At 73.1% G+C, this 23,062-nt stretch carries 20 protein-coding genes, 1 tRNA gene and 1 pseudogene; 10 read left to right on the top strand and 12 right to left on the bottom strand.

The genetic code is table 11. The features are described from left to right. Position 1: 1 nt before the first annotated feature. The 6 genes and pseudogenes from NLX85_RS10090 to NLX85_RS10065 all read right to left on the bottom strand — a co-directional run bounded on the left by NLX85_RS10090 (position 2) and on the right by NLX85_RS10065 (position 6,254). Entirely contained in the window at positions 2 to 484 is a 483-nt protein-coding gene (locus NLX85_RS10090) for a hypothetical protein (RefSeq protein WP_254333906.1), read from the bottom strand. A 108-nt stretch (positions 485 to 592) separates the two neighbouring features. Then, positions 593 to 4,174 carry an adenylate/guanylate cyclase domain-containing protein gene (locus tag NLX85_RS10085; RefSeq protein ID WP_254333904.1) on the bottom strand — a complete coding sequence of 1,194 codons (3,582 nt, stop codon included), beginning with the start codon at positions 4,172 to 4,174 and terminating at the stop codon, positions 593 to 595. Beyond that, positions 4,171 to 5,001: an MBL fold metallo-hydrolase gene (locus NLX85_RS10080; protein ID WP_254333902.1), complete on the bottom strand. Its 831-nt coding sequence runs from the start codon at positions 4,999 to 5,001 to the stop codon at positions 4,171 to 4,173. Before NLX85_RS10080 ends, NLX85_RS10085 begins: the two co-directional genes overlap by 4 nt. Positions 5,002 to 5,119: 118 nt before the next feature. After that, positions 5,120 to 5,581 carry a RidA family protein gene (locus tag NLX85_RS10075; protein ID WP_254333900.1) on the bottom strand — a complete coding sequence of 154 codons (462 nt, stop codon included), beginning with the start codon at positions 5,579 to 5,581 and terminating at the stop codon, positions 5,120 to 5,122. Continuing rightward, positions 5,578 to 5,742, bottom strand: a complete 165-nt coding sequence (locus tag NLX85_RS10070) for a DUF4177 domain-containing protein (RefSeq protein WP_091316921.1) — start codon at positions 5,740 to 5,742, stop codon at positions 5,578 to 5,580. The genes NLX85_RS10075 and NLX85_RS10070 overlap by 4 nt, the downstream gene beginning before the upstream one ends. 46 nt (positions 5,743 to 5,788) lie before the next feature. Next, a pseudogene (locus NLX85_RS10065) lies at positions 5,789 to 6,254 on the bottom strand (hypothetical protein). A 344-nt stretch (positions 6,255 to 6,598) separates the two neighbouring features. On the opposite strand from NLX85_RS10065, the gene NLX85_RS10060 reads away from it, so the two are divergent. From NLX85_RS10060 to NLX85_RS10050, 3 genes are read left to right on the top strand one after another with little or no spacing between them, the layout of a single operon-like run. Further along, positions 6,599 to 7,186: a hypothetical protein gene (locus NLX85_RS10060; RefSeq protein WP_254333898.1), complete on the top strand. Its 588-nt coding sequence runs from the start codon at positions 6,599 to 6,601 to the stop codon at positions 7,184 to 7,186. Positions 7,187 to 7,212: 26 nt separating this feature from the next. Next, positions 7,213 to 8,187 (top strand): ArsA-related P-loop ATPase, encoded by a 975-nt coding sequence (locus NLX85_RS10055; protein ID WP_254333890.1) that lies wholly within the window; start codon positions 7,213 to 7,215, stop codon positions 8,185 to 8,187. A gap of 54 nt (positions 8,188 to 8,241) precedes the next feature. After that, on the top strand, positions 8,242 to 9,393 hold the full coding sequence (locus tag NLX85_RS10050; protein ID WP_254333888.1) for an ArsA-related P-loop ATPase: 1,152 nt from the start codon (positions 8,242 to 8,244) through the stop codon (positions 9,391 to 9,393). 22 nt (positions 9,394 to 9,415) lie between these two features. Here NLX85_RS10050 and NLX85_RS10045 read toward each other — a convergent pair whose 3' ends face one another. Further along, positions 9,416 to 9,736 (bottom strand): WhiB family transcriptional regulator, encoded by a 321-nt coding sequence (locus NLX85_RS10045; protein ID WP_107075389.1) that lies wholly within the window; start codon positions 9,734 to 9,736, stop codon positions 9,416 to 9,418. A gap of 402 nt (positions 9,737 to 10,138) precedes the next feature. Between NLX85_RS10045 and NLX85_RS10040 the strand changes: the two genes are divergently transcribed. After that, positions 10,139 to 12,577 carry a transglycosylase domain-containing protein gene (locus tag NLX85_RS10040; RefSeq protein ID WP_254333880.1) on the top strand — a complete coding sequence of 813 codons (2,439 nt, stop codon included), beginning with the start codon at positions 10,139 to 10,141 and terminating at the stop codon, positions 12,575 to 12,577. Between the two features lie 65 nt (positions 12,578 to 12,642). Here NLX85_RS10040 and NLX85_RS10035 read toward each other — a convergent pair whose 3' ends face one another. Continuing rightward, positions 12,643 to 13,098 (bottom strand): GatB/YqeY domain-containing protein, encoded by a 456-nt coding sequence (locus NLX85_RS10035; protein ID WP_107075391.1) that lies wholly within the window; start codon positions 13,096 to 13,098, stop codon positions 12,643 to 12,645. Positions 13,099 to 13,123: 25 nt separating this feature from the next. Between NLX85_RS10035 and NLX85_RS10030 the strand changes: the two genes are divergently transcribed. From NLX85_RS10030 to NLX85_RS10015, 4 genes are all read left to right on the top strand, one after another. Next, positions 13,124 to 14,017 (top strand): metallophosphoesterase, encoded by an 894-nt coding sequence (locus tag NLX85_RS10030; RefSeq protein WP_254333879.1) that lies wholly within the window; start codon positions 13,124 to 13,126, stop codon positions 14,015 to 14,017. Positions 14,018 to 14,084: 67 nt separating this feature from the next. Beyond that, positions 14,085 to 14,161, top strand: a tRNA-Pro gene (locus tag NLX85_RS10025). Between the two features lie 429 nt (positions 14,162 to 14,590). After that, positions 14,591 to 14,980, top strand: a complete 390-nt coding sequence (locus tag NLX85_RS10020; RefSeq protein ID WP_254333877.1) for a hypothetical protein — start codon at positions 14,591 to 14,593, stop codon at positions 14,978 to 14,980. A gap of 278 nt (positions 14,981 to 15,258) precedes the next feature. Beyond that, positions 15,259 to 16,368, top strand: a complete 1,110-nt coding sequence (locus tag NLX85_RS10015; protein ID WP_254333875.1) for a calcium:proton antiporter — start codon at positions 15,259 to 15,261, stop codon at positions 16,366 to 16,368. Between the two features lie 16 nt (positions 16,369 to 16,384). On the opposite strand, the gene NLX85_RS10010 is transcribed toward NLX85_RS10015, so the two are convergent. After that, positions 16,385 to 16,858, bottom strand: a complete 474-nt coding sequence (locus NLX85_RS10010; protein WP_254333873.1) for a hypothetical protein — start codon at positions 16,856 to 16,858, stop codon at positions 16,385 to 16,387. A gap of 110 nt (positions 16,859 to 16,968) precedes the next feature. On the opposite strand from NLX85_RS10010, the gene NLX85_RS10005 reads away from it, so the two are divergent. Further along, the gene (locus NLX85_RS10005; RefSeq protein WP_254333871.1) at positions 16,969 to 18,249 is read left to right on the top strand and encodes an MFS transporter; all 1,281 of its coding nucleotides are present in this window, start codon (positions 16,969 to 16,971) and stop codon (positions 18,247 to 18,249) included. A 62-nt stretch (positions 18,250 to 18,311) separates the two neighbouring features. Here NLX85_RS10005 and NLX85_RS10000 read toward each other — a convergent pair whose 3' ends face one another. Continuing rightward, on the bottom strand, positions 18,312 to 20,051 hold the full coding sequence (locus NLX85_RS10000; protein WP_254333869.1) for a bifunctional UDP-sugar hydrolase/5'-nucleotidase: 1,740 nt from the start codon (positions 20,049 to 20,051) through the stop codon (positions 18,312 to 18,314). A 285-nt stretch (positions 20,052 to 20,336) separates the two neighbouring features. Between NLX85_RS10000 and NLX85_RS09995 the strand changes: the two genes are divergently transcribed. After that, positions 20,337 to 21,140, top strand: a complete 804-nt coding sequence (locus NLX85_RS09995) for an alpha/beta fold hydrolase (RefSeq protein ID WP_254333867.1) — start codon at positions 20,337 to 20,339, stop codon at positions 21,138 to 21,140. A gap of 369 nt (positions 21,141 to 21,509) precedes the next feature. Here the strand turns inward: NLX85_RS09995 and NLX85_RS09990 are convergent, their stop codons facing one another. Then, positions 21,510 to 22,250 carry a histone deacetylase gene (locus NLX85_RS09990; protein WP_254333865.1) on the bottom strand — a complete coding sequence of 247 codons (741 nt, stop codon included), beginning with the start codon at positions 22,248 to 22,250 and terminating at the stop codon, positions 21,510 to 21,512. After that, complete coding sequence (locus tag NLX85_RS09985) at positions 22,142 to 22,921, bottom strand: phosphodiesterase (RefSeq protein ID WP_254333863.1); 780 nt, start codon at positions 22,919 to 22,921, stop codon at positions 22,142 to 22,144. Before NLX85_RS09985 ends, NLX85_RS09990 begins: the two co-directional genes overlap by 109 nt. Positions 22,922 to 23,062 lie beyond the last annotated feature (141 nt).

Below are 23,062 nucleotides of genomic sequence, written 5' to 3'. Positions count from 1 at the left end.
CTCAGTGCACCGCGTCGGTCGCCGGAACCGCGCCCGGGCCCGGAACGCCGTCGTCCGCCACACCCGGCCCGGCCGGCCCGGTGGCCGCCCGGCGGGCATCCCACCACAGGCCCACGGCGGTCGCGACCGCGCCCAGGCCCTCCCAGGCGGCCACCCCGAAGAACCGGTCCGGTGCGACGTCGGAGAGCACCGCGATGCTGAAGACGGTGAAGGTGACCAGGCGGAACCAGACCGTGAACCGGTAGAACGGCCGCCACTCGGTGGCCACCGCGAGCAGGTAGTAGACCCCCATGTTGAACGAGGCCATCGAGGACGCGGTGAGGAACGTGCCGGTGTAGTCACCGGGGGCGCGTTCGGCCGGCACCTCGAAGCCGAGCAGGCGCAGCTGCGTCTCCGGCCAGATCAGCCCCAGGGCGCCGAGCAGCAGCGCCAGGAGCCCGAAGACCGCGATCGTCCAGCCGGCGCCGGAGCGCGGCAGCCTCATCGTTCCTCCCCCAACCCCGCGGCCGTCGACGTGGACGGCCCTCCGCCAACACGCTAACCGCCCCCTCCGACGGACACATCCCCGGAACCGGCAGAACTGGGGGCGGGATCAGTGCCCGGCGAGGCGATCCCGGAGCGCGTCGGCGACGGCCCGTTCACTGCGCTGCTCGGTGGCGTACGCCAGCCGCACCGCCTCCTCGGCGCTGGCCAGCGCCTCGGCCGGACGGCTGCACGCGGAGAACGCCTCGGCCAGCACCATCCGCGCGACGACCTGGCTGCGCACGTCCTCGGCCGGGGCGGACACCGCCCGCTGCGCCCAGTCCAGCGCCTGCTCCCGCTGGCCGTGGGCGAGCAGCGCGGACGCGTACCGGGCCATCGTCTGCCGGCGGGAGAAGAGCAGCGACGGGGTGTGGGCGGCGGCGGTGGCGACCGGGGCGAGCAGCCCCACGGCGGTCGCCGAGTCGCCCGCGGCGAGCCGGGCCATGGCCAGCAGCACCCGCGGCCCCACCTGGGCCGGGGCCTGCGGGTTGTGCGGCTCCACAGTGGTCAGCACCGACCGGGCCTCCCGCTCGGCGGAACCGGCGTCGCCCATGTCCAGCGCCACGAAACCGCGCAGCGTCCCGGCCATCCCGGTGAGCAGCGGGTGCGCGGTGCGGTCGGCGTACGCGAGGGCGTCGGTGAGCAGGTCGGCGGCGTGCTCCGGCTCGCCCAGCCCGCGCGCCACCACCCCGCGCACGACCAGCGCGAAGCCCTGCCCCCAGTCGTCGCCGACCTCGGCGAACTCCCGGTACGCCCGGCGTGCCGCGCGGTCCGCCTCGGCCAGCTCACCCAGCTCGGCGGTGGCGTACGCCTCGACGGCGCGCAGCGTGCCCACCGCCCACGCCTCGCCGACCCGCTCGCCGAACGGCAGGAACACCTGCGCCAACCGGCACGCCTCGCGGAGCCGGCCGGCGAGCAGCCGGGCGAACGCGGTGGTGCCGCGCAGCCAGGCCCGCCCGTACGGGTCCTTCAGCTCGGCGAAGAGCCGGGCGGCCCGGCCGAGCACCGCGTCGGTGCCGGCGAAGTCGCCCCGGGTGGTGGTCACCCAGGCCAGGTTCTGCAACGACCAGGCCTGCCCGCGCGGGTCCCTGGCGGCGAGGCTGACCTGGTAGGAGGCGGCCAGCCGGCTGCTCGCCTGGCCCAGCCGGCCGGCGATGAAGTCGGCCATGCCGAGCCGGCGCATCGCGGAGGCGCGCATGGTCGGCAGGTTGGCGGCCGTGGCCACCTGCAACGCCTCCTGCCAGCTCCGCTCGGCCCGGTCGGCGTCGCCCAGGGTCTGGTGGGCCTGGCCGGCCAGCAGCAGGGCGCTGGTCCGGGTGGCCGCCGCGTCCCCGGCGTTGGCGGCGATCTTCTCGGCGAAGGCGAGCGCGTCGGTCGGGCGGCCGATCTGGAGCAGCGCCCGGGCGTGCACCACCCGGTCGGCCAGCGGCACCCCGTCGCGGGCCAGCTCGGCGGCGCGTTCGGCGTACTCGACGGCCAGCGCCGGCTCCCCCGACCGCAGCGCGCGGCGGGCGGCCCGGCCCAGCGCGGCCACGCCCAGCGGGACCACGGCCCGGGCCGGCGCGTCCGGGCGCAGCTTGACCGCGTCGGCGAGCGCGGCGGCCCGCTCGACGTGCTCGGCGACGAAGTCGTCCCGGGCGGCCTCGGTGAACCCGCCCGGCGGGGTGGCGTTGCCGTCGGCGCTCTCCGGAGCGGCCCAGCGGGCCAGCGCGGCGTGCCGGTCGGCCAGCTCGGCCTTGCTCACCCCGGCGTACGCGGCCTCCCGCATGAGCGGGGTGGCGAAGGCGAACCCGGTGCGGGTGCGGTGCAGCATCCGGCGTTGCAGCAGCTCCTCCACGGCCCGGTCCAGCTCGACCGCGGCCACCGCGGCGGGCCGGCCGTCCCGCCCGACGCGCTGCTCGCGGAGCGCCTCCAGCGTGCCGCCGGGCACCGTGTCGCCGACCACCGCGGCGTCCCGCAGCACCGAGCGGGCGTCCGGCGGCAGCGCGTCGATACGCGCGGCGAGCACGGCGGCCAGGTCCCGGGAGAGCAGCCGGCTGCCCAGCGAGCCGGGCGCCAGCCGCCAGCCGACGTTGGCGCCCCGCCCCGGGCCGGCGGTCAGGGCCCCGCGCTCCATGAGCAGGGTGACCAGCTCGGCCAGGTAGAACGGGTTGCCCTGGGCGGTGGCGAGCAGCCGGTCCGCGTCGGCCGGCGACAGCTTGCCGCCGCTCAGATAGCTGGTGAGCAGCCGGGAGGCGTCGGCGCCGCGCAGCGGGGGCAGCGCGTGCACCTCGGCGTCCGCGACCCGGGTCAACGCGCCGGCGGTCCGCACGAGCTCGGGCCGGCCGAGCAGCAGCACCAGCACCGGGCCGCTGAGCCGGGACAGGGTGAGGCCGAGCGCGTTGATGGTCTCGGCGGTGGCGTCGTGCAGGTCGTCCACGACCACCACGAGCGGCGCCTCGACGGCGAGCGCGCTGAGCAGGTCGGCGACCGCGTTGGGCACGGCCTCGGCGTCCGGCGGCGGGGAGGCGGCGTTCCACTCGCCGTTCTCGGCGGCGGCGGGGAGTTCGGCGTACCCGAGCAGGGCCAGGAGCTGCTCCACGGCCAGCGGGGGCGTGTCGCCGGGAAGCCGGCCGAGACGCTGCCCGAGGCGGCGCAGCCGCTCCTCGACGGCCGGCCGGGTGACCGCGGTGGCAGCGTCGCTGGGCAGGCCGACCGCCGCCCGGACCAGGTCGGCGAGGGGGGCGAGCCGGCGCCGCTCGCCGAACGCGGCGCAGCGGACGGAGAGCACCCGGGCGCCGGTGTGCGCGGCGTACCGGCCGGCGCCGACGTCGTAGCCCGCGGCGAGGCGCTCCACCTCGGCGGCGAACCGGGACTTGCCGATCCCCGCCTCGGCGGTCACCAGCAGCACCCGCGGCTCGCTCCGGTCGATCACCTCGGCGAGCCGGCCGGCGACCCGGCCGATCTCGGTCTCCCGGCCCACGAAGGGCGCCTCGTCGCCGAGGCCGGACCGGGTGCCCGGCGCGTCCAGCAGGCCGAGCAGCTCGTACGCCTCGACCGGCTCGCGCTTGCCCTTGAGCCGCAGCGGGCGCAGCGCCCGCCAGGAGGCGACGTGCCGGGTGGCGGCGGAGGTGCGCGCCCCGGCGTAGACCGCGCCCACGGCGGCGGCGTCGGCGAGCCGGGCGGCGGTGTTCACCGTGTCGCCGATGACGGTGTACTCGATGGCGGCCTGGATGCCGGCGATCACGTCGCCGGTGTTCAGCCCGACCCGCAGGCCGAGCGGCGCGCCGCCGCCCCGCTCGTCGTCGAGCACCCGGCGGACCGCCCGCTGCATGGAGAGCGCGGCCCGGACGGCCCGCTCGGCGTCGTCCTCGTGCGCCACGGGCGCGCCGAAGACCGCCATGATCCCGTCGCCGGTGAGCTTGTCGACGTGGCCGCCGAAGGTCTTGACCGCGCCGGCCAGTGCGGCCAGCACCCGGTCGGTGACCGCGCCGACCCGTTCCGGGTCGAGGTCCTCGGACCAGGAGGTGAAGTCGGAGAGGTCACCGAAGAGCACGGTGACCACCCGCCGCTCGGCGGCGGGCAGCGTGGCGGCGGCCGGCAGCGCGGCCCCGCAGTTGTGGCAGAACCGCGCGCCGGGTACGGCGACGGTGCCACACACCGGGCAGGTCACGGTTGCTCCAACTCCGCACCCCCGGCGCCGGATTCCCGGGTGGTCACGCCGAGGTACTCCAGCTGGGCCCGGACTGACCATTCGGCTGCCCACCACAGCGACCGGTCGACGTCCGCGTAGACCCGCTCGACCACCTCGGGCGCCGTGGTCGCGCCGGCAGCGACCGCCGCCCGGACCTGGTCGAGCCGGGCGCGCCGGTGGGCCAGGTAGAACTCGGCCGCCGCGCCGCAGTCGGCCAGCGCCGGGCCGTGCCCCGGCAGCGCCGGGATCCCCCGGTACGTGGCGAGCAGCTCCAGGCTCGACAGGTAGTCGCCGAGGTGCCCGTCCGGGTGGGCGACCACGGTGGTGCCCCGCCCGAGGATGGTGTCGCCGGTGAGCACCACCCGCTCGTCGCCGTGCCCGACCAGGAAGCAGATCGAGTCGGCGGTGTGCCCGGGGGTGGTCAGCGGGCGGATCTCCAGGCCGGCGTCGAGCGCGGTGTCGGGGGTCAGCGGCGCGCCGCCCACGGTGTGCGCCGGGTCGACGGCGAGGACCGGCGCGCCGCCCAGCAGCTCGCTGAGCCGGGGCGCGCCCTCGGTGTGGTCGGCGTGCCCGTGGGTGATCAGCACGAAGCCGACCGGGCCGTGCGCGGTGAGCGCGGCCAGGTGCTCCTCGTCGGCCGGGCCGGGGTCGACCACCACGGCGTGCGACGCGCCCGGGGCGCGAAGGACCCAGCTGTTCGTGCCGTCGAGCGTCATCGGCCCCGGGTTGGGGGCACGCACCAGCGTCACCCACTCCGGCAGCTCGTCCGCGAGCGCCGCTGCGGCTCCGGTCACACGCCCACCCATGGCAGCGATCGTACGACCCCGCCCGCCACTCCCCGCGATCTTGCGGTTCCGCCAGGTGTTATGTCCCCCTGCGGGCTGTCTGCCCGTCGGGCAACCGCAAGATCGCGGGTACGGAGCGTCAGGCCACCTCGACGATGACCTCGACCTCGACGGGGGCGTCGAGGGGCAGCTCGGCCACGCCCACCGCGCTGCGGGCGTGCCGGCCGGCCTCGCCGAAGACGGAGCCGAACAGCTCGGAGGCGCCGTTGACCACACCGGGCTGGCCGGTGAAGCCGGGCGCGCTGGCCACGAAACCGGTCAGCTTCACGATCTTGACGACGTTCTCCAGGCCGACCAGCGAGTCGATGGCGGCGAGCGCGTTCAGCGCGCACCGCTGCGCCAGGTCCTTCGCCTGCTCGGCGGAGACGCCGTTGCCGACCTTGCCGGTGGCCAGCAGCTTGCCCTCGGCGAGCGGGAGCTGGCCGGAGACGTAGACGTGCTGCCCGGACTGGACGGCCGGCACGTAGCTGGCCAGCGGCGACGCCACCTCGGGCAGGGTCAGGCCGAGTTCTGCGAGCTTCGCGTGCGGTCCGCTGCTCATGCGCCGGCACCCTTCGGGCGCTTCAGGTAGGCGACGAGCTGCTCCGGGTTCGGGCCGGGAACCACGGAGACCAGCTCCCAGCCGTCCTCGCCCCAGTTGTCGAGGATCTGCTTGGTCGCGTGGACCAGCAACGGGACCGTGGCGTATTCCCACTTCTGCATCGGGTGAAGGCTCCCTTGCCTGACATGGACTGCGGTCAGGCACAGCCTACGGTCCGGCGCTGCTACGGGGACCCGGGACGCTGCTCGGGCGTACCGGACGGCTCGCCGCAGGGGCCCTCGTGGTCGTACCGCTGCGGGCACCGGGTGCGGTCGGGCAGCAGCAGGTCGCAGAAGACCCGGTGCCGGTTGTTCTGGTCGTCGGCCGTGGAGACGGTCGTCTCGCCGGCGTCGAGTTCGCTGAGGAACCCCAGCGAGGTGGCCACGGTGCCGGCGAGCGCGGTGGCCGCAGCCAGGTCGGGGACCCGGACCGGCAGGTGGATGACGTAGCCGGGCTCGTCCTCGTCCCGGCCCCGCCCGCCGGGCCGGACCAGGGTGCGCAGCACCTCGGTCGGCGGGCGGTAGGACCGCTCGTTGAACGGCGCTCCCGTGCCGGACCCCTCGGCGTCGCCGGGCCGTCCCGCCCGCTCACCGGGGGAGAACTGGGCTCGGGGAATGTTCTCCGCGTCGCGCATCCGCTGCCTCCGGGCCTCGTACCTGTTCACAGTCACCACCATCCGGCTCGGAACCCCTGCCCGGTCCGGCCCCCGCGTCGCGACGAACGTAGGACCTGCGGGGAGTCCCGGCAACGGGACGCGCACGGCTGATCACCTCCAGTCACATATGCGACACATTGCTGATCCGGAATCCGACGGCGGCCTCACGTCCGGTGTGGCGCGGCGCGGCGGACGCGGGGCTGGCAAGCCGCCCGCCGACCGCTACCCTTCCGGTCTGGACGAGCGCCCGCGTTCGCCCGCCACGCTCGATCACGTGTCCGTCGCCTGGGGCGGCGGCGGCGCGCCGCACTCCGGGGGAGCACATGACCCAACCGCCCATCGGTGGCGCCGCCGGCTCGCCCGGAGGTCCCGCCCACCAGGAGCCGCCCGCCGGCGCCACGCCGGCCCCCGGGGCCCTGCCTGCGCCGGCGCCCGGCTACCCGCCGTACCCGCAGCCGGCGGCCCCGAAGAAGCGGCGCGGCCTGTTGATCGCCTCGATCGTGCTGGGCGCGGCGATCCTGCTCTGCGGTGGTGGCGGCACGGCCGCCTTCCTCACCCTGCGCCAGGCCGAGGACGGCCAGGGCGCCAAGGAGCCGACGGTCGCCGTGGACGGCTTCCTCACCGCGGTCTACCAGGACCGGGACGCCCGCAAGGCGGCCACCTTCGTCTGCTCCGCGTCCCGGGACGACGACAAGATCGCCGCCAAGGTCGACGAGGTGCGGAAGTACGCAGGGCAGTACCAGAACCCCCGGTTCCGGTGGACCACCCCGAAGGTCGACAACCAGACCGGTGACCGGGCCACGGTCAGCACGAAGGTCACCATGACCACCGCCGACGAGAAGGTGGCCGACCAGGAACTGCGCTTCACCGTGGTGCGGAAGACGGGTTGGTGGGTCTGCGAGGTCGCCTGACCCCGGCGGCTGGATAGGCTCGACGGGTGGCAGCGACTGAGCAGCCGGCCGAGTCCGCCGGCAGATGGCCGGCCCGCCTGCACGTGGTGACCGGCAAGGGCGGCACGGGCAAGACCAGCGTGGCCGCGGCGCTGGCCCTCGGGCTGGCCGCCGGGGGCCGGCGCACCCTGCTGGTCGAGGTGGAGGGGCGGCAGGGCATCGCCCAGCTCTTCGGCACCGACCCACTGCCCTACGAGGAACGGCACCTGGCCGACGCGCCGGGCGGCGGCGAGGTGCGCGCCCTGGCTGTGGACGCCGAGGAGGCGCTCCTCGAATACCTGGACATGTTCTACAAGCTCGGCGCCGCCGGGCGGGCGCTGCGCAAGCTGGGCGCCATCGACTTCGCCACCACCATCGCCCCGGGCCTGCGGGACGTGCTGCTCACCGGCAAGGTCAAGGAGGCGACCACCCGGACCAGCGGGCAGCGCCGGGTGTACGACGCGGTGGTGCTGGACGCGCCGCCGACCGGGCGGATCGGTCGCTTCCTCAACGTCACCGCGGAGACCGCGCGGCTGGCCAAGATGGGCCCCATCAAGACCCAGAGCGAGGGGGTCTCCGCGCTGCTCCGTTCGCCGATGACCGCCGTGCACGTGGTCACGCTGCTGGAGGAGATGCCGGTCCAGGAGACCGTCGACGCGATCGCCGAGCTGACCAAGCTGGGTTTCCCGGTCGGCCGGGTGATCGTCAACGGGGCCCGTCCCCCGGTGCCCGCCGGCCGACCGGTGACCGCCGCCGAGCTGAAGCGCGGGCTGGCCGCCGCCGGCCTGCCGACCGACGCCAAGACCGTGTCCGGCCTCGCCGCCGAGGCCCGTGACCAGCACGTACGCCGGGAGCTGGAGGATTCGCTCCGCGCCGACCTCGTGGAGCTGGGCCTGCCCCTGACCGAGGTGCCGCTGCTGCCCGCCGGGGTCGACCGGGCGGGGCTGGAGACGCTGGCGGAGACGCTCGTCCGGGCGGATTGACTCACACCTGCGGCCGGCACGGAGCAGAGAGGCCCTCGGGACCGATACGCTCGATTGGTGCCTTCCGAAGACGCGGCGCCACCGCTGGACGTCGACCAGATCCTCGCCGATCCGGGCGTGCGGATCGTGGTCTGCTGCGGGGCGGGCGGAGTGGGCAAGACGACCACCGCGGCGGCGCTCGCGCTGCGGGCGGCCGAGCGGCACGGCCGGCGGACGGTGGTGCTCACCATCGACCCGGCCCGCCGGCTGGCCCAGTCGCTCGGCCTGACCGAGCTGGACAACACCCCGCGCCAGGTCAAGGGGATCGACGTCGAGGACAGCGGCGGCCAGTTGCACGCCATGATGCTCGACATGAAGCGCACCTTCGACGACGTGGTGCTCCAGCACACCGATCCGGCGAAGGCCGCGGAGATCTTCTCGAACCCCTTCTACCAGGCCATGAGCTCGACCTTCGCCGGCACTCAGGAGTACATGGCGATGGAGAAGCTGGGCCAGCTGCACGCCCGGGGCGAGTGGGACCTCATCGTGGTGGACACCCCGCCGTCCCGCTCGGCGCTGGACTTCCTGGACGCGCCGGCCCGGCTCTCCCGCTTCCTCGACGGCCGGATGCTGCGGCTCCTGCTCGCGCCGGCCCGCAGCGGCGGGCGGAGCATGTTCAGCTTCGTGACGGCCAGCTTCGGGATGTTCTCGAAGGTGGTGCAGAAGGTGCTCGGCGCGCAGCTGCTCACCGACCTGTCCGGCTTCGTCGCCGCGCTGGACTCGATGTTCGGCGGTTTCCGGCAGCGGGCCGAGCAGACGTACCGCATCCTCCAGGCCCGGGAGACGGCGTTCCTGCTGGTCGCGGCGCCGGAGCCGGACGCGGTCCGGGAGGCCGCCTACTTCGCGGGCCGGCTGCGCTCGGAGCGGATGCCGCTGGCCGGCCTGGTGCTCAACCGGGTGCACCGGCCGGCCGTGCCGGAGCTGTCCGCGGCGGACAGCCTGGCCGCCGCGGAGCGACTGGCCGGCGCGGGCGGGCACGAGAGCACCGCCGAGGTGCTGCGGGCGCACGCCGCGCTGGCCGAGCAGGCGACACGCGAGCAGCGGGTGGCGGCCCGGTTCACCGAGGCGTTCCCGGAGGTGCCGGCGGTGTCGGTGACGGCGCAGCCCGCCGACGTGCACGACGTCGACGGGCTGCGGACGATCGGCGAGGCGATCAGCCGGCGGTGAGCACCGCCGGCCGGCGCGCCGGTCAGTTGGCCGTGGTCACGAGGACCTTGTCCCGTCCGGCCTTCTCCCTGGCGTTCTTCTTCATGGCCGCCTCGAACATCTTGCGCCAGCTGGTCACCTGCGGGTGACGGCGCAGCAACGCCCGGCGCTCGCGTTCGGTCATGCCACCCCACACACCGAACTCGATCCGGTTGTCGAGCGCGTCGGCCAGGCACTCGTACCGAACTGGGCAGCTCCGGCAGATCCTCTTCGCCACGTTCTGTTCGGCGCCCTGTACGAACAACGCGTCCGGGTCCCCGTTCTGACACGCCGCCAGTGACGGCCAGTCAGTGATCATGCCCATCTGTACACGTCCCCCCTTGCAGTACCTACCGACTTCGCGCGACCAGCCGTCGAATTCCCCCCGGTCGTCCGGGCCGGCCTCCCCAGGGCGGCACGGACGACGTGTGGCTGCGGTCGCCGCCACCATCATGCTGTGTAGTCGCCTGATTACGCAACGTTGTCGGCGAAATCCATCATTCCGGACACTCCCGGCTTCCCGGGCCTTCGCCCGCCGTCTACCCGGCCCGAGTACAGGAAAACGCTGCGCCACTCCCCCGTTCGGGGGAGACTTCTGCCAGGTTTCACGCAACCACGCACCGGGGTTCGTGCGTTTAGCACAACGAGGTCGGCGCGCGCAGGAAATGGGGAAACTTCCCCGCGCGCCCCTCGTTCCCTACTCGCGTACCCTGTCGAGGTGACCTGGATGCGGAAACGTGACCACAACGTGCTGACCAACGCCGCATCGCTACTCATCTGTGGCCTGTTGGCCGGCGTGGTGGTCGCAGCGGCGGCCTTCCCCGCGGTGGCGATGTCCGGACTTGCCGCCAAGGCGGGAGCCGAGACCTTCGGCGCACTGCCCAAGGAACTGACGGTGGCCCGGGCCCCGCAGATCACCTACCTGCTGGCCTCCGACGGCAAGACCCCGCTGGCCACGATGTACGACGAGAACCGGCGCGACGTGGAACTCAAGGACATCGCGCCGATCATGCAGAAGGCCATCATCGCGGCCGAGGACCACGACTTCTACAAGCACAACGGCGTGGACCTCAACGGCGTGGCCCGGGCGTTCGTCAACAACCAGGCCGGCGCCCAGCGGCAGGGCGCGTCGACGCTCACCATGCAGTACGTCCGGCTGGCCATCTCCTACTCGGCCACCCACCCGGCCGACGTGGTCGCCGCCACCGAGGACACGAGCGCCCGCAAGCTGCGCGAGATGCGCTACGCGCTCCAGATCGACAAGGAACTCTCCAAGGACGAGATCCTGCGGCGCTACCTGAACATCGCCGCCTTCGGCAACGGCGCGTACGGCATCTACGCCGCCAGCCAGGTCTACTTCAACAAGCCGCCGAGCAAGCTCGACATCCAGGAGTCGGCCATGCTCGCCGGCATGGTGAAGGCGCCGACCGCGTTCGACCCCACCACCCCGGCCGGCTACCCCGAGGCGGTCGGCCGGCGCGACTACGTCATCGACAACATGGTGCAGATCGGCGCCATCACCCAGGAGCAGGCCAACCAGGCCAAGCAGATCAAGCTCAAGGTGGCGAAGAAGCGCACCCCCAACGGCTGCGTCGCCACCAACACCCGCTCCTGGGGCTTCTTCTGCGACTACTTCTACCGCTGGTGGCTCCAGCAGGAGACCTTCGGCTCCACCTCCTACGACCGGGAGCGGCGGCTGAAGAGCGGTGGCTACACCATCACCACCACACTCGACGTGCAGGCGCAGAGGGGCGCCGACAAGGCGGTCCGCAACCAACTGAGCGAGGACGCCACGGCCGCCCGGATGGTGGCTGTCATCGAGCCGGGCAGCGGGCGCGTCCGCGCCATATCGGTCAACCGGAACTTCAAGCTCGACGACCCGGCCCGCCCGCAGAACAAGATCTCCAGCGACCCGAAGAAGGCCGCGAAGAAGATCCGGGGCAACCGCCCGAACACGGTGAACCCCCTGATCAGCGGCGGCGCCGGCATCACCGGCTACCAGGCCGGCTCGACCTTCAAGATCTTCACGCTGGTGGCGGCCCTGGAGAAGGGCTACCCGCTCAGCTACACCATCGACGCGAAGCCGCAGTTCAAGTCCGAATACATCATCGACAAGGGCAACGACGCAGCGTGCCCGGGCACCCACTTCTACTGCCCGCAGAACGCCTCGAAGTCGATGGCCGGCGTGCACAACATGTGGAGCGCCTTCGGCGCTTCGGTCAACACCTTCTTCGTGGACCTTCAGCAGCGGGTCGGCGCGGAGAACGTGGTGAAGGCCGCACAGAAGCTCGGCATCACCTTCCGGGCCTCCAACGACGCCAGCTACGCCGCGAACAAGGACGCCGCGCACCAGTGGGGCGCGTTCACCCTGGGCGTCTCGCAGACCACCCCGCTGGAACTGGCCAACGCGTACGCGACCCTGGCCGCCGACGGCAAGTGGTGCGAGCCGATCCCGGTGCAGGAGATCCGCGGCCCGGACGGCGAAAAGCTGGACATCGCCAACCCGCACTGCGAGCAGCGGATCAGCACCGAGGTGGCCCGGGCCGCCGTGGACGCGGCTCGCTGCCCGGTCGGTGACCACTCCTCGACCTCGCAGTGCAAGAACGGCACTGCCCGCAACGTCCGGGGCGTCGTCAACGCCCCGGTGGCCGGCAAGTCCGGCACCACCGACGGGGACAAGACCTCGGCGCTGGTCGCCATGACCAAGCAGTACGCGGTGGCCGGCATCGAGGCCGACCCGGACTGGCCGCAGACCAACCAGCGGATGCGGCACAACGAGGTGCCGTGGGGCATCAACCCGGCGGTCTACCAGACGCTGCGCGACGCCATGGTCGGCAAGGAACGGATCAACTTCACCCCGCCGAGCGGGAAGATCATCGAGGGTGACCAACGCGCGATTCCCGGGGTGAAGTGCGAGTCCATCGAGACCGCCAAGTCGCGGCTGCGCGGCGCCGGATTCGAGCCGGTGGTCGCCAGCCAGAAGACCCCGTCGGAGTGCCCGGTGGACACCGCGGCCGGCACCAGCCCGGAGGGGCGCACCATCAAGGGCGGCGTGGTGACCATCGAGGTCAGCGCCGGCGGCGGCCAGCCGAAGCCCGGCACCGGCACGGGCCCCGTGGTTCCGCCACCGGCCGGTCCCACCAAGCCGGGACGACCACGCGGCTGACCCGAGCGGACGACAGCGGGCGGGCACCCTGGTGGGTGCCCGCCCGCTTCGTCGTAACGGGGCGGTCAGAGACCGAGCTGGCGGCGTACCTCTGCGGCGACCCGGCCGCCCTCGGCCCGGCCCGCCACCGCGGCCTGGGCCGCCTTCATGGCCGGGCCCATCTGCGCCTTGCCGGTGAAGCCGCCCGCGGCCAGCGCCCCCGAGACCAGCTCGGCCAGCTCGTCGTCGGAGAGCTGCTTCGGCAGGTAGCGCTCCAGCACCTCGCCCTCGGCGGTCTCCTTGCCGGCCTGCTCGGCGCGACCCGCGTCGGCGAAGGCGGTGGCCGCCTCGCGCCGCTTCTTCGCCTCCTTGGTCAGCACGGCGAGCACCTCGTCGTCGCTGAGCTCGCGCTTTTCCCTGCCGGCGACCTCGGCGGTGCCGACGGCCGCGAGGGCCATCCGCAGCGTGGAGGTGGTCAGCTCGTCGCGCGCCTTGAGAGCGGCGCGCATGTCGGCGGTGAGACGGTCCTTCAGCGTGCTCATGGACGGTCAAACTACCCTGAACGCCATGCGAAAGCGCACACTATTCCGGCTCGCGGCCGGGACCGTCGCCGCCGGGGCGGCCACCCTTGCCTACGCGTCGCTCATCGAGCGCAACATGTTCACCCTGCGCCGGTACGACGTACCGGTGCTCCCGACCGACGCCGAGCCGCTGCGCGTACTGCACCTGTCGGACCTGCACATGATGCCCGACCAGCGGCGCAAGCAGGACTGGGTGGCCTCGCTGGCCGCCCTCGACCCGGACCTGGTGGTGGTCACCGGGGACAACATGGCCCACCCGGACGCCGTGCCGGGCGTGCTGCGCGCCCTGCAACCGCTGCTCGACCTGCCCGGCGCCTTCGTCTTCGGCTCCAACGACTACACCGGGCCGGTGCTGAAGAACCCGTTCACCTACTTCCTGCCGGACCGGGAGTACACCGAGGGCGTGCCGCTGCCGTACGAGGAGCTGCGCGACGTCTTCACCGGCGCCGGCTGGGTGGACCTCAACAACGCGCGGACCACCCTCAAGGCCGGCGGCCGGGAGATCGAGCTGGTGGGCGTGGACGACCCGCACATCGAGCGGGACGACTACGCGGCCGTGGCCGGGCCGGTCAGCCCGGGCGCGGCGCTCTCCATCGCACTGGCCCACTCCCCGGAGCCCGCCGTGCTGGACCGGATGGCCGCCGACGGCTTCGGTCTGCTGCTCGCCGGCCACACCCACGGTGGGCAGGTCTGCGTGCCCGGGTACGGCGCGCTCGTCACCAACTGCGGGCTGCCGCGGTCGATGGCGCGCGGCCTGCACCGCTGGCCCGGCTCCGACTCCTGGCTGCACGTCTCGGCCGGCCTGGGCACCCACCCCACCGCGCCGGTGCGCTTCGCCTGCCCCCCGGAGGCGAGCGTCCTCACCCTGATCCCGCGCTGACCTCCCCGGCGCGGGGATACCGAGTTTGACCTTCGGAGCGGGTGGGCTACTATTTGTCGGCACGCCTCGGGGTGTGGCGCAGCTTGGTAGCGCGCTTCGTTCGGGACGAAGAGGTCGTCGGTTCGAATCCGGCCACCCCGACCAGAGGTAACAGCAGGTCAAGGCCCCTCCACGGAGGGGCCTTGATCCGTTTCCGGGACCATTGCTCGGCGGACGCGGCGAGAAGGTAACCGAACGACCGCGGAACTCTGTGGCGTCGATCACGTCGAGCTGCGCCGGCATCTGACTGACCAGCCGCAGCCGCCGAAGGCAACCCCCGGCCACCTCTGGTGTGCCGCCGAACCCCCAACCCCACCTTCGCCTCACCTACGCCGCCGCCCCACCGCACCTCGTTGGACGAGGCGGGCCGTCGCCCCGCCCATCCCTCCACAAAGGGACGGCACTTTTGCCGCCGCCGAACAGCCGTGGCCGGGCCTTAGCAGCGGGGACAAGGCTCCGGCATTTGAACCCTTTTCAAGAGCAGCGACATCGGCTATGTTCACTGCAGTTGCTCTTATGGAAGCGGGGGAGAGAATGAAGGTCAAGCGGATCGTCGGTGCCCTGACGGCGGGGGCCTGTGCTGCAATTTCAGTAGGCGTGGTGACTGCCTCGCCAGCCAGCGCGGGAACGGCCAACGGCTGCGGTTATCCCCAGGTCTGCTTCTACAAGGCCAAGGCCGACTGGGACGCTCGCAGGTGGACCGCCGCCTACAAGGACATCACCAGCTCGTATCAGACCCTCAGCTCGTCAGCCTACGGCTCCTACTACGTCTACAACACGCGCAACGACGACGGAGCCCTGTTGCACTACACCAACGGCTACACCTACTGCCTGCGTCCCAACTCGGGCGTCAACAACAGCAACACCCCGACGGGGTTCTGGACCGTCGACAAGATTCGCATCATGGATTCGGCGACCTGCTAATCGTGTCGGCCAACGGATAGCGACAATTAATTGGACCGCCGATCGGATGACGCTGAATCGGCGGTCCAATTCATTGTCATTTCGAGCAGCTCTATCGAGGAGAGCGGTGGGCCGTCCCGATCTCGTCGATCCTGCTTGTCCGAACCGGGGGATGCGGGCACGGCCTACCCGTTTCAGGGACCACTGCGTGAGGGGCGGCCTCCCTCCGGCCGTCATGGTTGATGTGCCGTGGCGACGCACAGGCTTCCGAGAATGTCCGGCCTGGCACAGTTGACGGCATGCCGGCACTGATTCGATCCCGCCTGACCGATTGGACCACCGTCCTCCCCCTGATCGCGGTCCTCGTGCTTGCGGCCACCTGGGGCCGGGACCTGCCCGGCCCGCTGATCGTGGCGGTGGCCGCGCTGCTCGCGGGGGCCGTGCTGGCGGCCGTGCACCACGCCGAGGTGGTGGCGCACAAGGTGGGCGAGCCGCTCGGCTCGCTGGTGCTCGCGGTGGCGGTCACCGTGATCGAGGTCGGGCTGATCGTCACGCTGATGATCAGCGGCGGCGACAAGACGCAGGCACTGGCCCGGGACACGGTCTTCGCCGCCGTGATGATCACCTGCAACGGGATACTCGGCCTGTCCCTGCTGCTCGGCGCGCTGCGCCGCCGGGTGGCGGTGTTCAACCCGGAGGGTACGGGTGGGGCGCTGGCGACCGTGGCCACGCTCGCCACCCTCAGCATGGTGGTCCCGACCTTCACCAGCCGGCCCGGCCCGCAGTTCTCCCCCGCACAACTCGCCTTCGCGGCGGTCGCCTCGCTCGCCCTGTACGGCCTGTTCGTGATGGTGCAGACCGGCCGGCACCGCGACTACTTCCTGCCGGTGACGCAGGAGGGCAGCATCATTCCCGAGGACGCCGACGGCGACGGGCACGCCGACCCGCCGTCCACGCGTACCGCCCTGGTCAGCCTGGCGCTGCTGGTCGTGGCGCTGGTGGCGGTGGTCGGCGACGCGAAGACCATCTCCCCGGCGATCGAGGCGGGCGTCGAGGCGGCGAACCTGCCGCCGGCGTTCGTCGGCGTGGTCATCGCCCTGCTGGTGCTGCTGCCCGAGACCCTCGCCGCCGCCCGGGCGGCCCGCCGGGACCGGGTGCAGATCAGCCTCAACCTGGCGCTCGGTTCGGCCATGGCCAGCATCGGCCTGACCATCCCGGCCATTGCGCTGGCCTCGATCTGGCTGGAGGGCCCGTTGCTGCTGGGCCTCGGCGGCACCCAGATGACGCTGCTCGCGCTGACCGCGGTGACCGGCGTGCTGACCGTGGTGCCGGGCCGCGCCACCGTGCTCCAGGGCGGGGTGCACCTGGTGCTGCTCGCCGCGTTCGTCTTCCTGGCCGCCAGCCCGTGACCGTCTCCGGCGGCGGTCAGTCGTGCAGTTCGGTGCGGGCCACCTCGGCGAACGCCGCCGACAGGTAGTCGGCCAAGGGCCGTCCGGTGGCCGCCAGCAGGTCGGCGACGAGCAGCGGGGCGTGCCGGGCGATCGCGGCCGGATCGGGCGGCGCGTCGTCGTCGCCCGGGTCGTAGACGCCGAGCGCGCCCGCCAGCAGCACCAGCAGCACGTGCGGGTCGACGTCGGGCCGCCAGGCCGCGGCGGACCGGACGCAGCGCTCCAGCACCTGGCGGACGTCGTCGCCGTCCAGCCCGTCGGGGTGGCCCTCCTCCAGCAGCAACCGGACCACGCCGCCGAGCACCAGCCCCGCCCGGTCCGCGGCGGCGAGCCGCTCGACGGCCGGCTGGTACGCCTCGGCGTCCCGGTCCTGCGCGGCCCCGACCGCCTCGGTGGCCGCCTGCGCGATCTCGCGGGCCGGGGCGGGCAGGTGGCGCCAGGTGGTGGTCACCGCGCCAGCATGGCAGACAGGGTTAGCTTGCTCACCTGCCGGTTCTCCTGAGCGCGTGACGGGCGCAAATCCGGTCGCGGGTCGTCGTACCCGGCGCCAAGAATGCAGCAATGCTGCGCCGCGCCCTGCCCGCCCGTCCCGAAGCCCGTCGGATCATGATCGGCACCCTGCTGTCGGCCATCGGGCGCGGTCTCACCCTGCCCTTCCTCTTCATCTACCTCACCGACGTGCGCGGCCTGGGCGACGCCCGGGCCGGCCTGGTGATCGGCTGGTTCGGCGCCGTGACGTTGGCGCTGTCGCCGCTGGGCGGCACGCTGATCGACCGGTTCGGCGCGCGTCGGGTGGTGCTGCCCTGCCTGGTCGTCGAGGCGATCGGCACCGGCTCGCTGGCACTTGTCGACTCGACCGCGACGGCGTTCGGCGTCATGACGCTGATCGCGATCGGCAGCTCGGCGATCTGGGCCGGTCAGAACACCATCCTCGCCTCGCTCACCGGCGACGGTGAGCGGCAGCGGGTGTTCGGGTTGAACTTCGCGCTGCTCAACCTGGGCATCGGTGTGGGCGGCCTGATCTCCGGCGCGGTGGTCGACGTGGCCCGGCCGGTCACCTTCCAGGCCATCTACGTGCTGGACGCGGTGAGCTACCTGATGCCGGGGCTGATCCTGCTCACCCTGCCGCACGTCGGGCACCGGCTGGCCGGGAACCGGGCGGCGGACACCGGAACGGGGGCCGGGGGCTACCTCACCGTGCTGCGGGACCGGCCGTTCCGCCGGCTGGTCCTCTTCGGCCTGGTCCTCACCACCTGCGGCTACGCGCAGATCGAGGTGGGCTTCGCCGCGTACTCGGTGCGGGTGGTGGAGGTGTCGCCCCGGGTGGTGGCCTGGGCGCTCGCCGGCAACACCGTGATGATCGTGCTGTCCCAGCTGCTGGTCATCCGTCGCATGGAGGGGCGGAGCCGGACGGGCGCGCTCGCCGCGGTGGGCGCGGTCTTCGCGACCGCCTGGCTGGTCCTCGGCGCGGCCGGCGTGATCGGCACGGGCAACGCGCTGCTCGCGGCGCTCGGCGTGGTGGCCTGCTCGGCGATCTTCGGGTTCGGCGAGACGATGCTCTCGCCCGTGATGCCGGCGCTGACCAACGCGCTCGCCACCGACGAGCTGCGCGGCCGGTACAACGCCATGAGCTCGATGATCTTCGGGATCAGCGGCGTCATCGGCCCGGTCACCGCGGGCCCGCTGATCGGCGCGGCGCACGGCCGGCTCTGGGTGGCGGTCGTGGTGGGCGGCTGCCTGACCGCCTCGGTGCTGGCCCTGTCGCTGCGCCCGCTGCTCACCGCGGCCCAGGACGGCCGCGCCGCCGCCCCGGTCCGGGAGCCGGAGCCCGCGCACGCGTGACGGCACACGAACGGGCCCCCGGAGCATCAGCTCCGGGGGCCCGTCGTCGTTGCGGTCGGCCGTCAGGCGACGGGGACCTCCGCGGTGGTCTGGATCCGGTCCAGGGCCGGCGCGGAGACCGGCGACTTCTCGGTCAGGTACGCGGTGAAGGCGTCCAGGTCGATCATGCCGGTGACGGCGTTCGTGCCACCGGTGAGGACGCTGAAGCCGTCACCACCGCCGGAGAGGAAGTTGTTCACCGTGACCCGGTAGGTCGCGGTGTCGGTGACCGGGGCGCCGTTGATGGTGAGGCTGCCCCGGACCACGCGGGTGCCGCTGCACGGCGTGCCGGCCGGCGCCGTGGTGCCGTTCACGTCGACGACGTAGTGCACGGTCGAGGACGCGTACAGCACCTTGGCGGTGGTGAACTGCTGCTCCAGCAGGCAGTAGAGCTGCGCGCCGGTCAGGTCCAGGGTCACCAGGTTGTTGGCGAACGGCTGGACGGTGAACGCCTCGGCGTAGGTGACCGGGCCGGCGTCGAGGTCGGCGCGGACACCACCGGGGTTCATGAACGCGGCGACCGCGTTCTGCTCGTTGTCGGTGGCCGCGAGCTGGGCGTCGGCGATCACGTTGCCGAGCGGCGACTCACCGGTCTGGTACGTCGGCTTGCCGTTGACGTCGACCCCGGTCTGGTACAGGTTCTCCTGCGTCTTGGTGATGACGCTGGTGGTCTCACCGACGACCTTGTCGGCCACCGGGCCGAGGGCGGTCTTGTAACGGGTGATCAGCTCGGTGCTGGCCGGGTCCTTCGGGACGTCCCGGGTGACCACGACGTTGTTCGCCGACGCGCTGACGATGTCGCCGCTGCGCCGGTCGACCTTCAGGTCGATGTCGGTGACCAGGCGGCCGAACGAGCTGGCGCTGGTGACCAGCTTGCCGTTGATGTTGCAGTTGTACGCGGCGTGGGTGTGCCCGCTGACGATCACGTCGATGGACGGGTCCATCCGGTTGGCGATGTCGACGATCGGGCCGCTGAAGCCGGTGCAGTCGTTGATGCCGCCGCCGTTCTGCACGCCGCCCTCGTGCAGCAGCACGACGATGGCCTGCACGCCCTGGGCGCGCAGGATGCGGGCGTACTTGTTGGCGGTGTCCGCCTCGTCGGCGAAGGAGAGACCGGCGACGCCCTGCTGGCTGACGATCTGCGGGGTGCCCTCCAGGGTCATCCCGATGAAGCCGATCTTGACGCCGTCGACCTTCTTGATGCCGTACGGCGGCAGCAGCGGCTTGCCGGTGGCGGTCTTGAAGGCGTTCGCCGAGAGGTACTGGAACTGAGCGCCCGCGAACGGCGTGCCGTCGGCGCAGCCGTCGACCGGGTGACAGCCGCCGTTCTGCATCCGGAGCAGCTCGGTGGCGCCCTCGTCGAACTCGTGGTTGCCGACGCTTGTGAACTCGAGCCCGGCGAGGTTCATCTCCTCGATGGTGGGCTCGTCGTGGAACGCGGCGGACAGCAGCGGCGAGGCGCCGATCAGGTCACCGGCGGCGACCGTGATGGTGCGCTCCCGCTCCTCCTCGGTGGTGCCACGCAGCATGTTCAGCTGGGTGGCCAGGTATTCCGCGCCACCGGCGAGCTTGCCGTCGATGGAGCCGCTCGAGCCGGTCGGCGGCTCGAGGTTGCCGTGGAAGTCGTTGATGGCGAGCAGCTTGACGTCGACCGGCTTCGGGCCGGCCTCGGCCTGGTTGGGGTTGACGGCGACCGCGGTGAACGCGGTCGCGGCGAGTGCGGCCAGGCCGACGGCGGCCCGGCGCATCCCGGGGACGGACATGGAACTCCTCGTGAGACTCGGCGCGTGGCTGTCCGGGCGATGGTTCGCACCGGTGACCCTGGACGTGCCGTGACAGGGGTCGATCGCGGATGACGGCGGTCGGGGGGACGCCGCCTGCCGAAGCAAGCTTGCCACCCGTCAAGCGATCGGTCGACCGGGGCAGTGCATCTCAACTGTGGATATCGACGGCAACCTGCACCGGTACGCCCGACTAGTCGGACATGACCGGGGGGTGAATTCCTTCACGCCGCGCCGCTGTCGGAGGTATGGGCTAGGAATGTAGCCATGGAGTCGAGCGGCACCAACTGGACGGTGGACTCGGTGCGGTCCGCCGACGGCACCACGATCGCCTACGAGACGGCCGGCGACGGGCCGCCGATCGTGCTGGTCGGCGGGGCCTTCAACGACCGGAGCACCACGCGCCCGCTGGCCGCCGCGCTCAGCGCCGACTTCACCGTCTACGGCTACGACCGCCGGGGCCGCGGCGAGAGCGGCGACACCGGCCCTTACGCGGTGCAGCGCGAGATCGAGGACCTGGCCGCCCTGATCGACCGGGCGGGCCCCGGCGCCCACCTCTACGGCCTCTCGTCCGGTGCGATCCTCGCGGCGTACGCGGTGGCCGAAGGGCTGCCGGTCAGCGGGCTGGCGCTCTTCGAGCCGCCGTTCCAGGCCGGCCCGCACGGCGGCGCGAAGCCGGGGCTGGCCGAGCGGTTGAGCGAGCTGGTCGCGGCCGGCCGGCGCGACGACGCGGTCGCCCTCTTCCTGACCGACGCGGTCGGCGTGCCCGCCGAGGCGGTCGGCGGGATGCGCGGGGCCCCGGAATGGGCCTGGATGGCGGGGCTGGCACACACCCTGGCCTACGACACGACGGTCACCGGCTACGCCGACCTGCCCGCCGACCGGCTCAAGGCGATCGCCGTCCCCACCGTCGTGCTGGACAGCACCGGCAGCCCGCCGTGGCTGCGGGACGCGGCCGGGGCGACCGCCGGGGCGATCCCCGGCGCCACCCACCTCAGCCTGGCGGGCGGCTTCCACGAGGTGCCGCCGGAGGTGCTGGCCCCCGCGCTGCGCGACGCCCTGCTCGGCTGATCCGGCCCGGCGCGGCGGGCGCCCCGCGTGTCAGCCGGACGGCGGCCCCACGGCACCGGCCCCCAGGGACCAGGGAGCCGGCGCCGTGCGCCGGGTGGACCGGCAGGAGGGTGCGGCACCTGCCGGTCCACGAACGGGTGCCGAGCGGCACACCGTCGACGCTGCCAATGTCACCGCGAGACGTTTGCGTCGACAACCTCTGCGTAGGCAAATACAGCCCACCGGGTGGCGGATCCCGACCGAACGGCGTCCCGTTCTGCCGGTCCGCCCGGTAGCGCTCCCGCCCCAGGGCGGCGCAGGCGGCGCGCCATGACACGGCAGCGCGGGCAGGGACCGACGGCCCCACCAGGCCCCCACGCCGACGTGGCGTCAGTGTTCCGACGCCTCCGCGACCAGCCGGCGAACCCGCGAGCGGGACCAGCGCCCCGCGACACCGGGCCGGACCGCCAGGTAGCCGGTGATCGTCGCGACATCCCAGCCGTGCGCCTCGCGTAGCCCGCGCGCGAGCATGCCGAGGTAGACCGGGGCGGGCGAGGCCCAGTCCACCTCGGACGCCCGGTGCGGGGCGGTGAAGGTGAGCATCGGCAGGCCGTCGCGCGTACCGACCCGGAGCAGGGTCTCGTAGCGACCCGGGCCGAGGGTGGCCCGGCCGGTCTCCGCCGCCACCCGGATCAGGTCCAGGTCCGTGCCGGGCGGCCGGTACATCTCCTGCGCCGCCACGTCGGCGAACTGCTCGACCGTCACGAGGTAGCCCCGCACGGCCGCCCGGCCGGGAAGCTCCGGGTCGTAGAACGCCATCCCGCCGGTCCAGGCCCGCGACTCGCCGGCGAAGTAGACGCCGCCGGGGATCAGCCCCGGTTCCGTCCGGCGCGGCGGCCGGCAGTCCCGGCAGCCGGGGTACGTGCGCAGCCCGCCGGGCGGCCGCCCGCCACGCAGGTACCGGTCCAGCCGCGCCGCGTGCAGGTTGGAGCCGTACGCGACGTACCAGAGGAGTTGCTCGGTCAGAACCAGCAGGTCCGCCCGGCGGCGTGGCTGACCTGGACGGTGTGGGTCACGCAGCCGCCGCCCGACACCGAGTGCAGCAGGAACGCGGTCGGCTCGGCGACCCACCCGATCTCCTCCTCGTCCGTCATGGCGAGGCTGACCTGCATCCAGGTGCTCGGCGCGGTGGTCAGCACCGTGCCGGCGAAGGCGCTGGTCACCGGCCGGTGCAGGTGGCCGGCGGCGACCCGGACCACATGGGGGTGCCGCCCGATCACCTCGGCGAGGGCGTCCGCGTCGGTGAGCCCCATGGCGTCCATGGCCGGGATGCCGACGGCGACCGGCGGATGGTGCAGGCACACGACGGCGGGCACCTCGGTGCGGCCGGCGAGCACGCCGTCCAGCCAGCCGAGCTGGTCGTCGCCGAGCCGCCCGGCGTCGTCCCCGGGGGCGTGCGAGTCGAGCACCACGAGCGTCCCGTCCGGCTGGTCCACGTGGTAGTGGGCCGAGAAACCCCCACCCAGGTACGGGGTGCCGCCGAACGTGTCGAGCAGGGACTCCCGGTCGTCGTGGTTGCCGGCGGCGAGGTGGACGGGCAGCGGGAAGCGCGCGATGATCTCGCGCAGCGCGAGGTACTCGTCCGGGCGGCCGTTGCTCACCAGGTCGCCGGTGATCACCACGCAGTCGGGCCGGGGACGCAGGGCGAGCACCCGGCCGAGCGCCCGGTGCAGCCCGGACGCCTGCTCGGCGGCGAGCGGGCCGGTGGTCACGTGCGGGTCGCTGAGCTGGGCGATGAGCATCGGCGCCTCCTGACGAGCCCGGGACCTCCACGCTATCGCCGCCGGCCCGGCCGCGGGTCCCGGCCGCACCCACAGGCCCCGTCCACAGCCTGTGGATAGCACATGTGTACGAAGGTCGCGGGCTCCTCCGCTGAGTACCCT

Origin of the sequence: Micromonospora sp. A3M-1-15 (assembly GCF_024213425.1) — a bacterium.
In the GTDB taxonomy this organism is placed as follows: domain Bacteria; phylum Actinomycetota; class Actinomycetes; order Mycobacteriales; family Micromonosporaceae; genus Micromonospora; species Micromonospora chersina.
The sequence above is the reverse complement of the archived record's forward strand: the minus strand, read 5'-3'. Positions and strand labels throughout refer to the sequence as shown.

Coding starts and splice junctions, on each gene's coding strand:
- NLX85_RS10090 (WP_254333906.1), bottom strand. CDS start 484: ATGAGGCTGCCGCGCTCCGGCGCCGGCTGGACGATCGCGGTCTTCGGG.
- NLX85_RS10060 (WP_254333898.1), top strand. CDS start 6,599: ATGACCCAACCGCCCATCGGTGGCGCCGCCGGCTCGCCCGGAGGTCCC.
- NLX85_RS10020 (WP_254333877.1), top strand. CDS start 14,591: ATGAAGGTCAAGCGGATCGTCGGTGCCCTGACGGCGGGGGCCTGTGCT.
- NLX85_RS10005 (WP_254333871.1), top strand. CDS start 16,969: ATGCTGCGCCGCGCCCTGCCCGCCCGTCCCGAAGCCCGTCGGATCATG.
- NLX85_RS10045 (WP_107075389.1), bottom strand. CDS start 9,736: ATGGGCATGATCACTGACTGGCCGTCACTGGCGGCGTGTCAGAACGGG.
- NLX85_RS10080 (WP_254333902.1), bottom strand. CDS start 5,001: ATGGGTGGGCGTGTGACCGGAGCCGCAGCGGCGCTCGCGGACGAGCTG.
- NLX85_RS10015 (WP_254333875.1), top strand. CDS start 15,259: ATGCCGGCACTGATTCGATCCCGCCTGACCGATTGGACCACCGTCCTC.
- NLX85_RS10040 (WP_254333880.1), top strand. CDS start 10,139: ATGCGGAAACGTGACCACAACGTGCTGACCAACGCCGCATCGCTACTC.
- NLX85_RS10030 (WP_254333879.1), top strand. CDS start 13,124: ATGCGAAAGCGCACACTATTCCGGCTCGCGGCCGGGACCGTCGCCGCC.
- NLX85_RS09985 (WP_254333863.1), bottom strand. CDS start 22,921: ATGCTCATCGCCCAGCTCAGCGACCCGCACGTGACCACCGGCCCGCTC.
- NLX85_RS10035 (WP_107075391.1), bottom strand. CDS start 13,098: ATGAGCACGCTGAAGGACCGTCTCACCGCCGACATGCGCGCCGCTCTC.
- NLX85_RS10070 (WP_091316921.1), bottom strand. CDS start 5,742: ATGCAGAAGTGGGAATACGCCACGGTCCCGTTGCTGGTCCACGCGACC.
- NLX85_RS10075 (WP_254333900.1), bottom strand. CDS start 5,581: ATGAGCAGCGGACCGCACGCGAAGCTCGCAGAACTCGGCCTGACCCTG.
- NLX85_RS10000 (WP_254333869.1), bottom strand. CDS start 20,051: ATGTCCGTCCCCGGGATGCGCCGGGCCGCCGTCGGCCTGGCCGCACTC.
- NLX85_RS09995 (WP_254333867.1), top strand. CDS start 20,337: ATGGAGTCGAGCGGCACCAACTGGACGGTGGACTCGGTGCGGTCCGCC.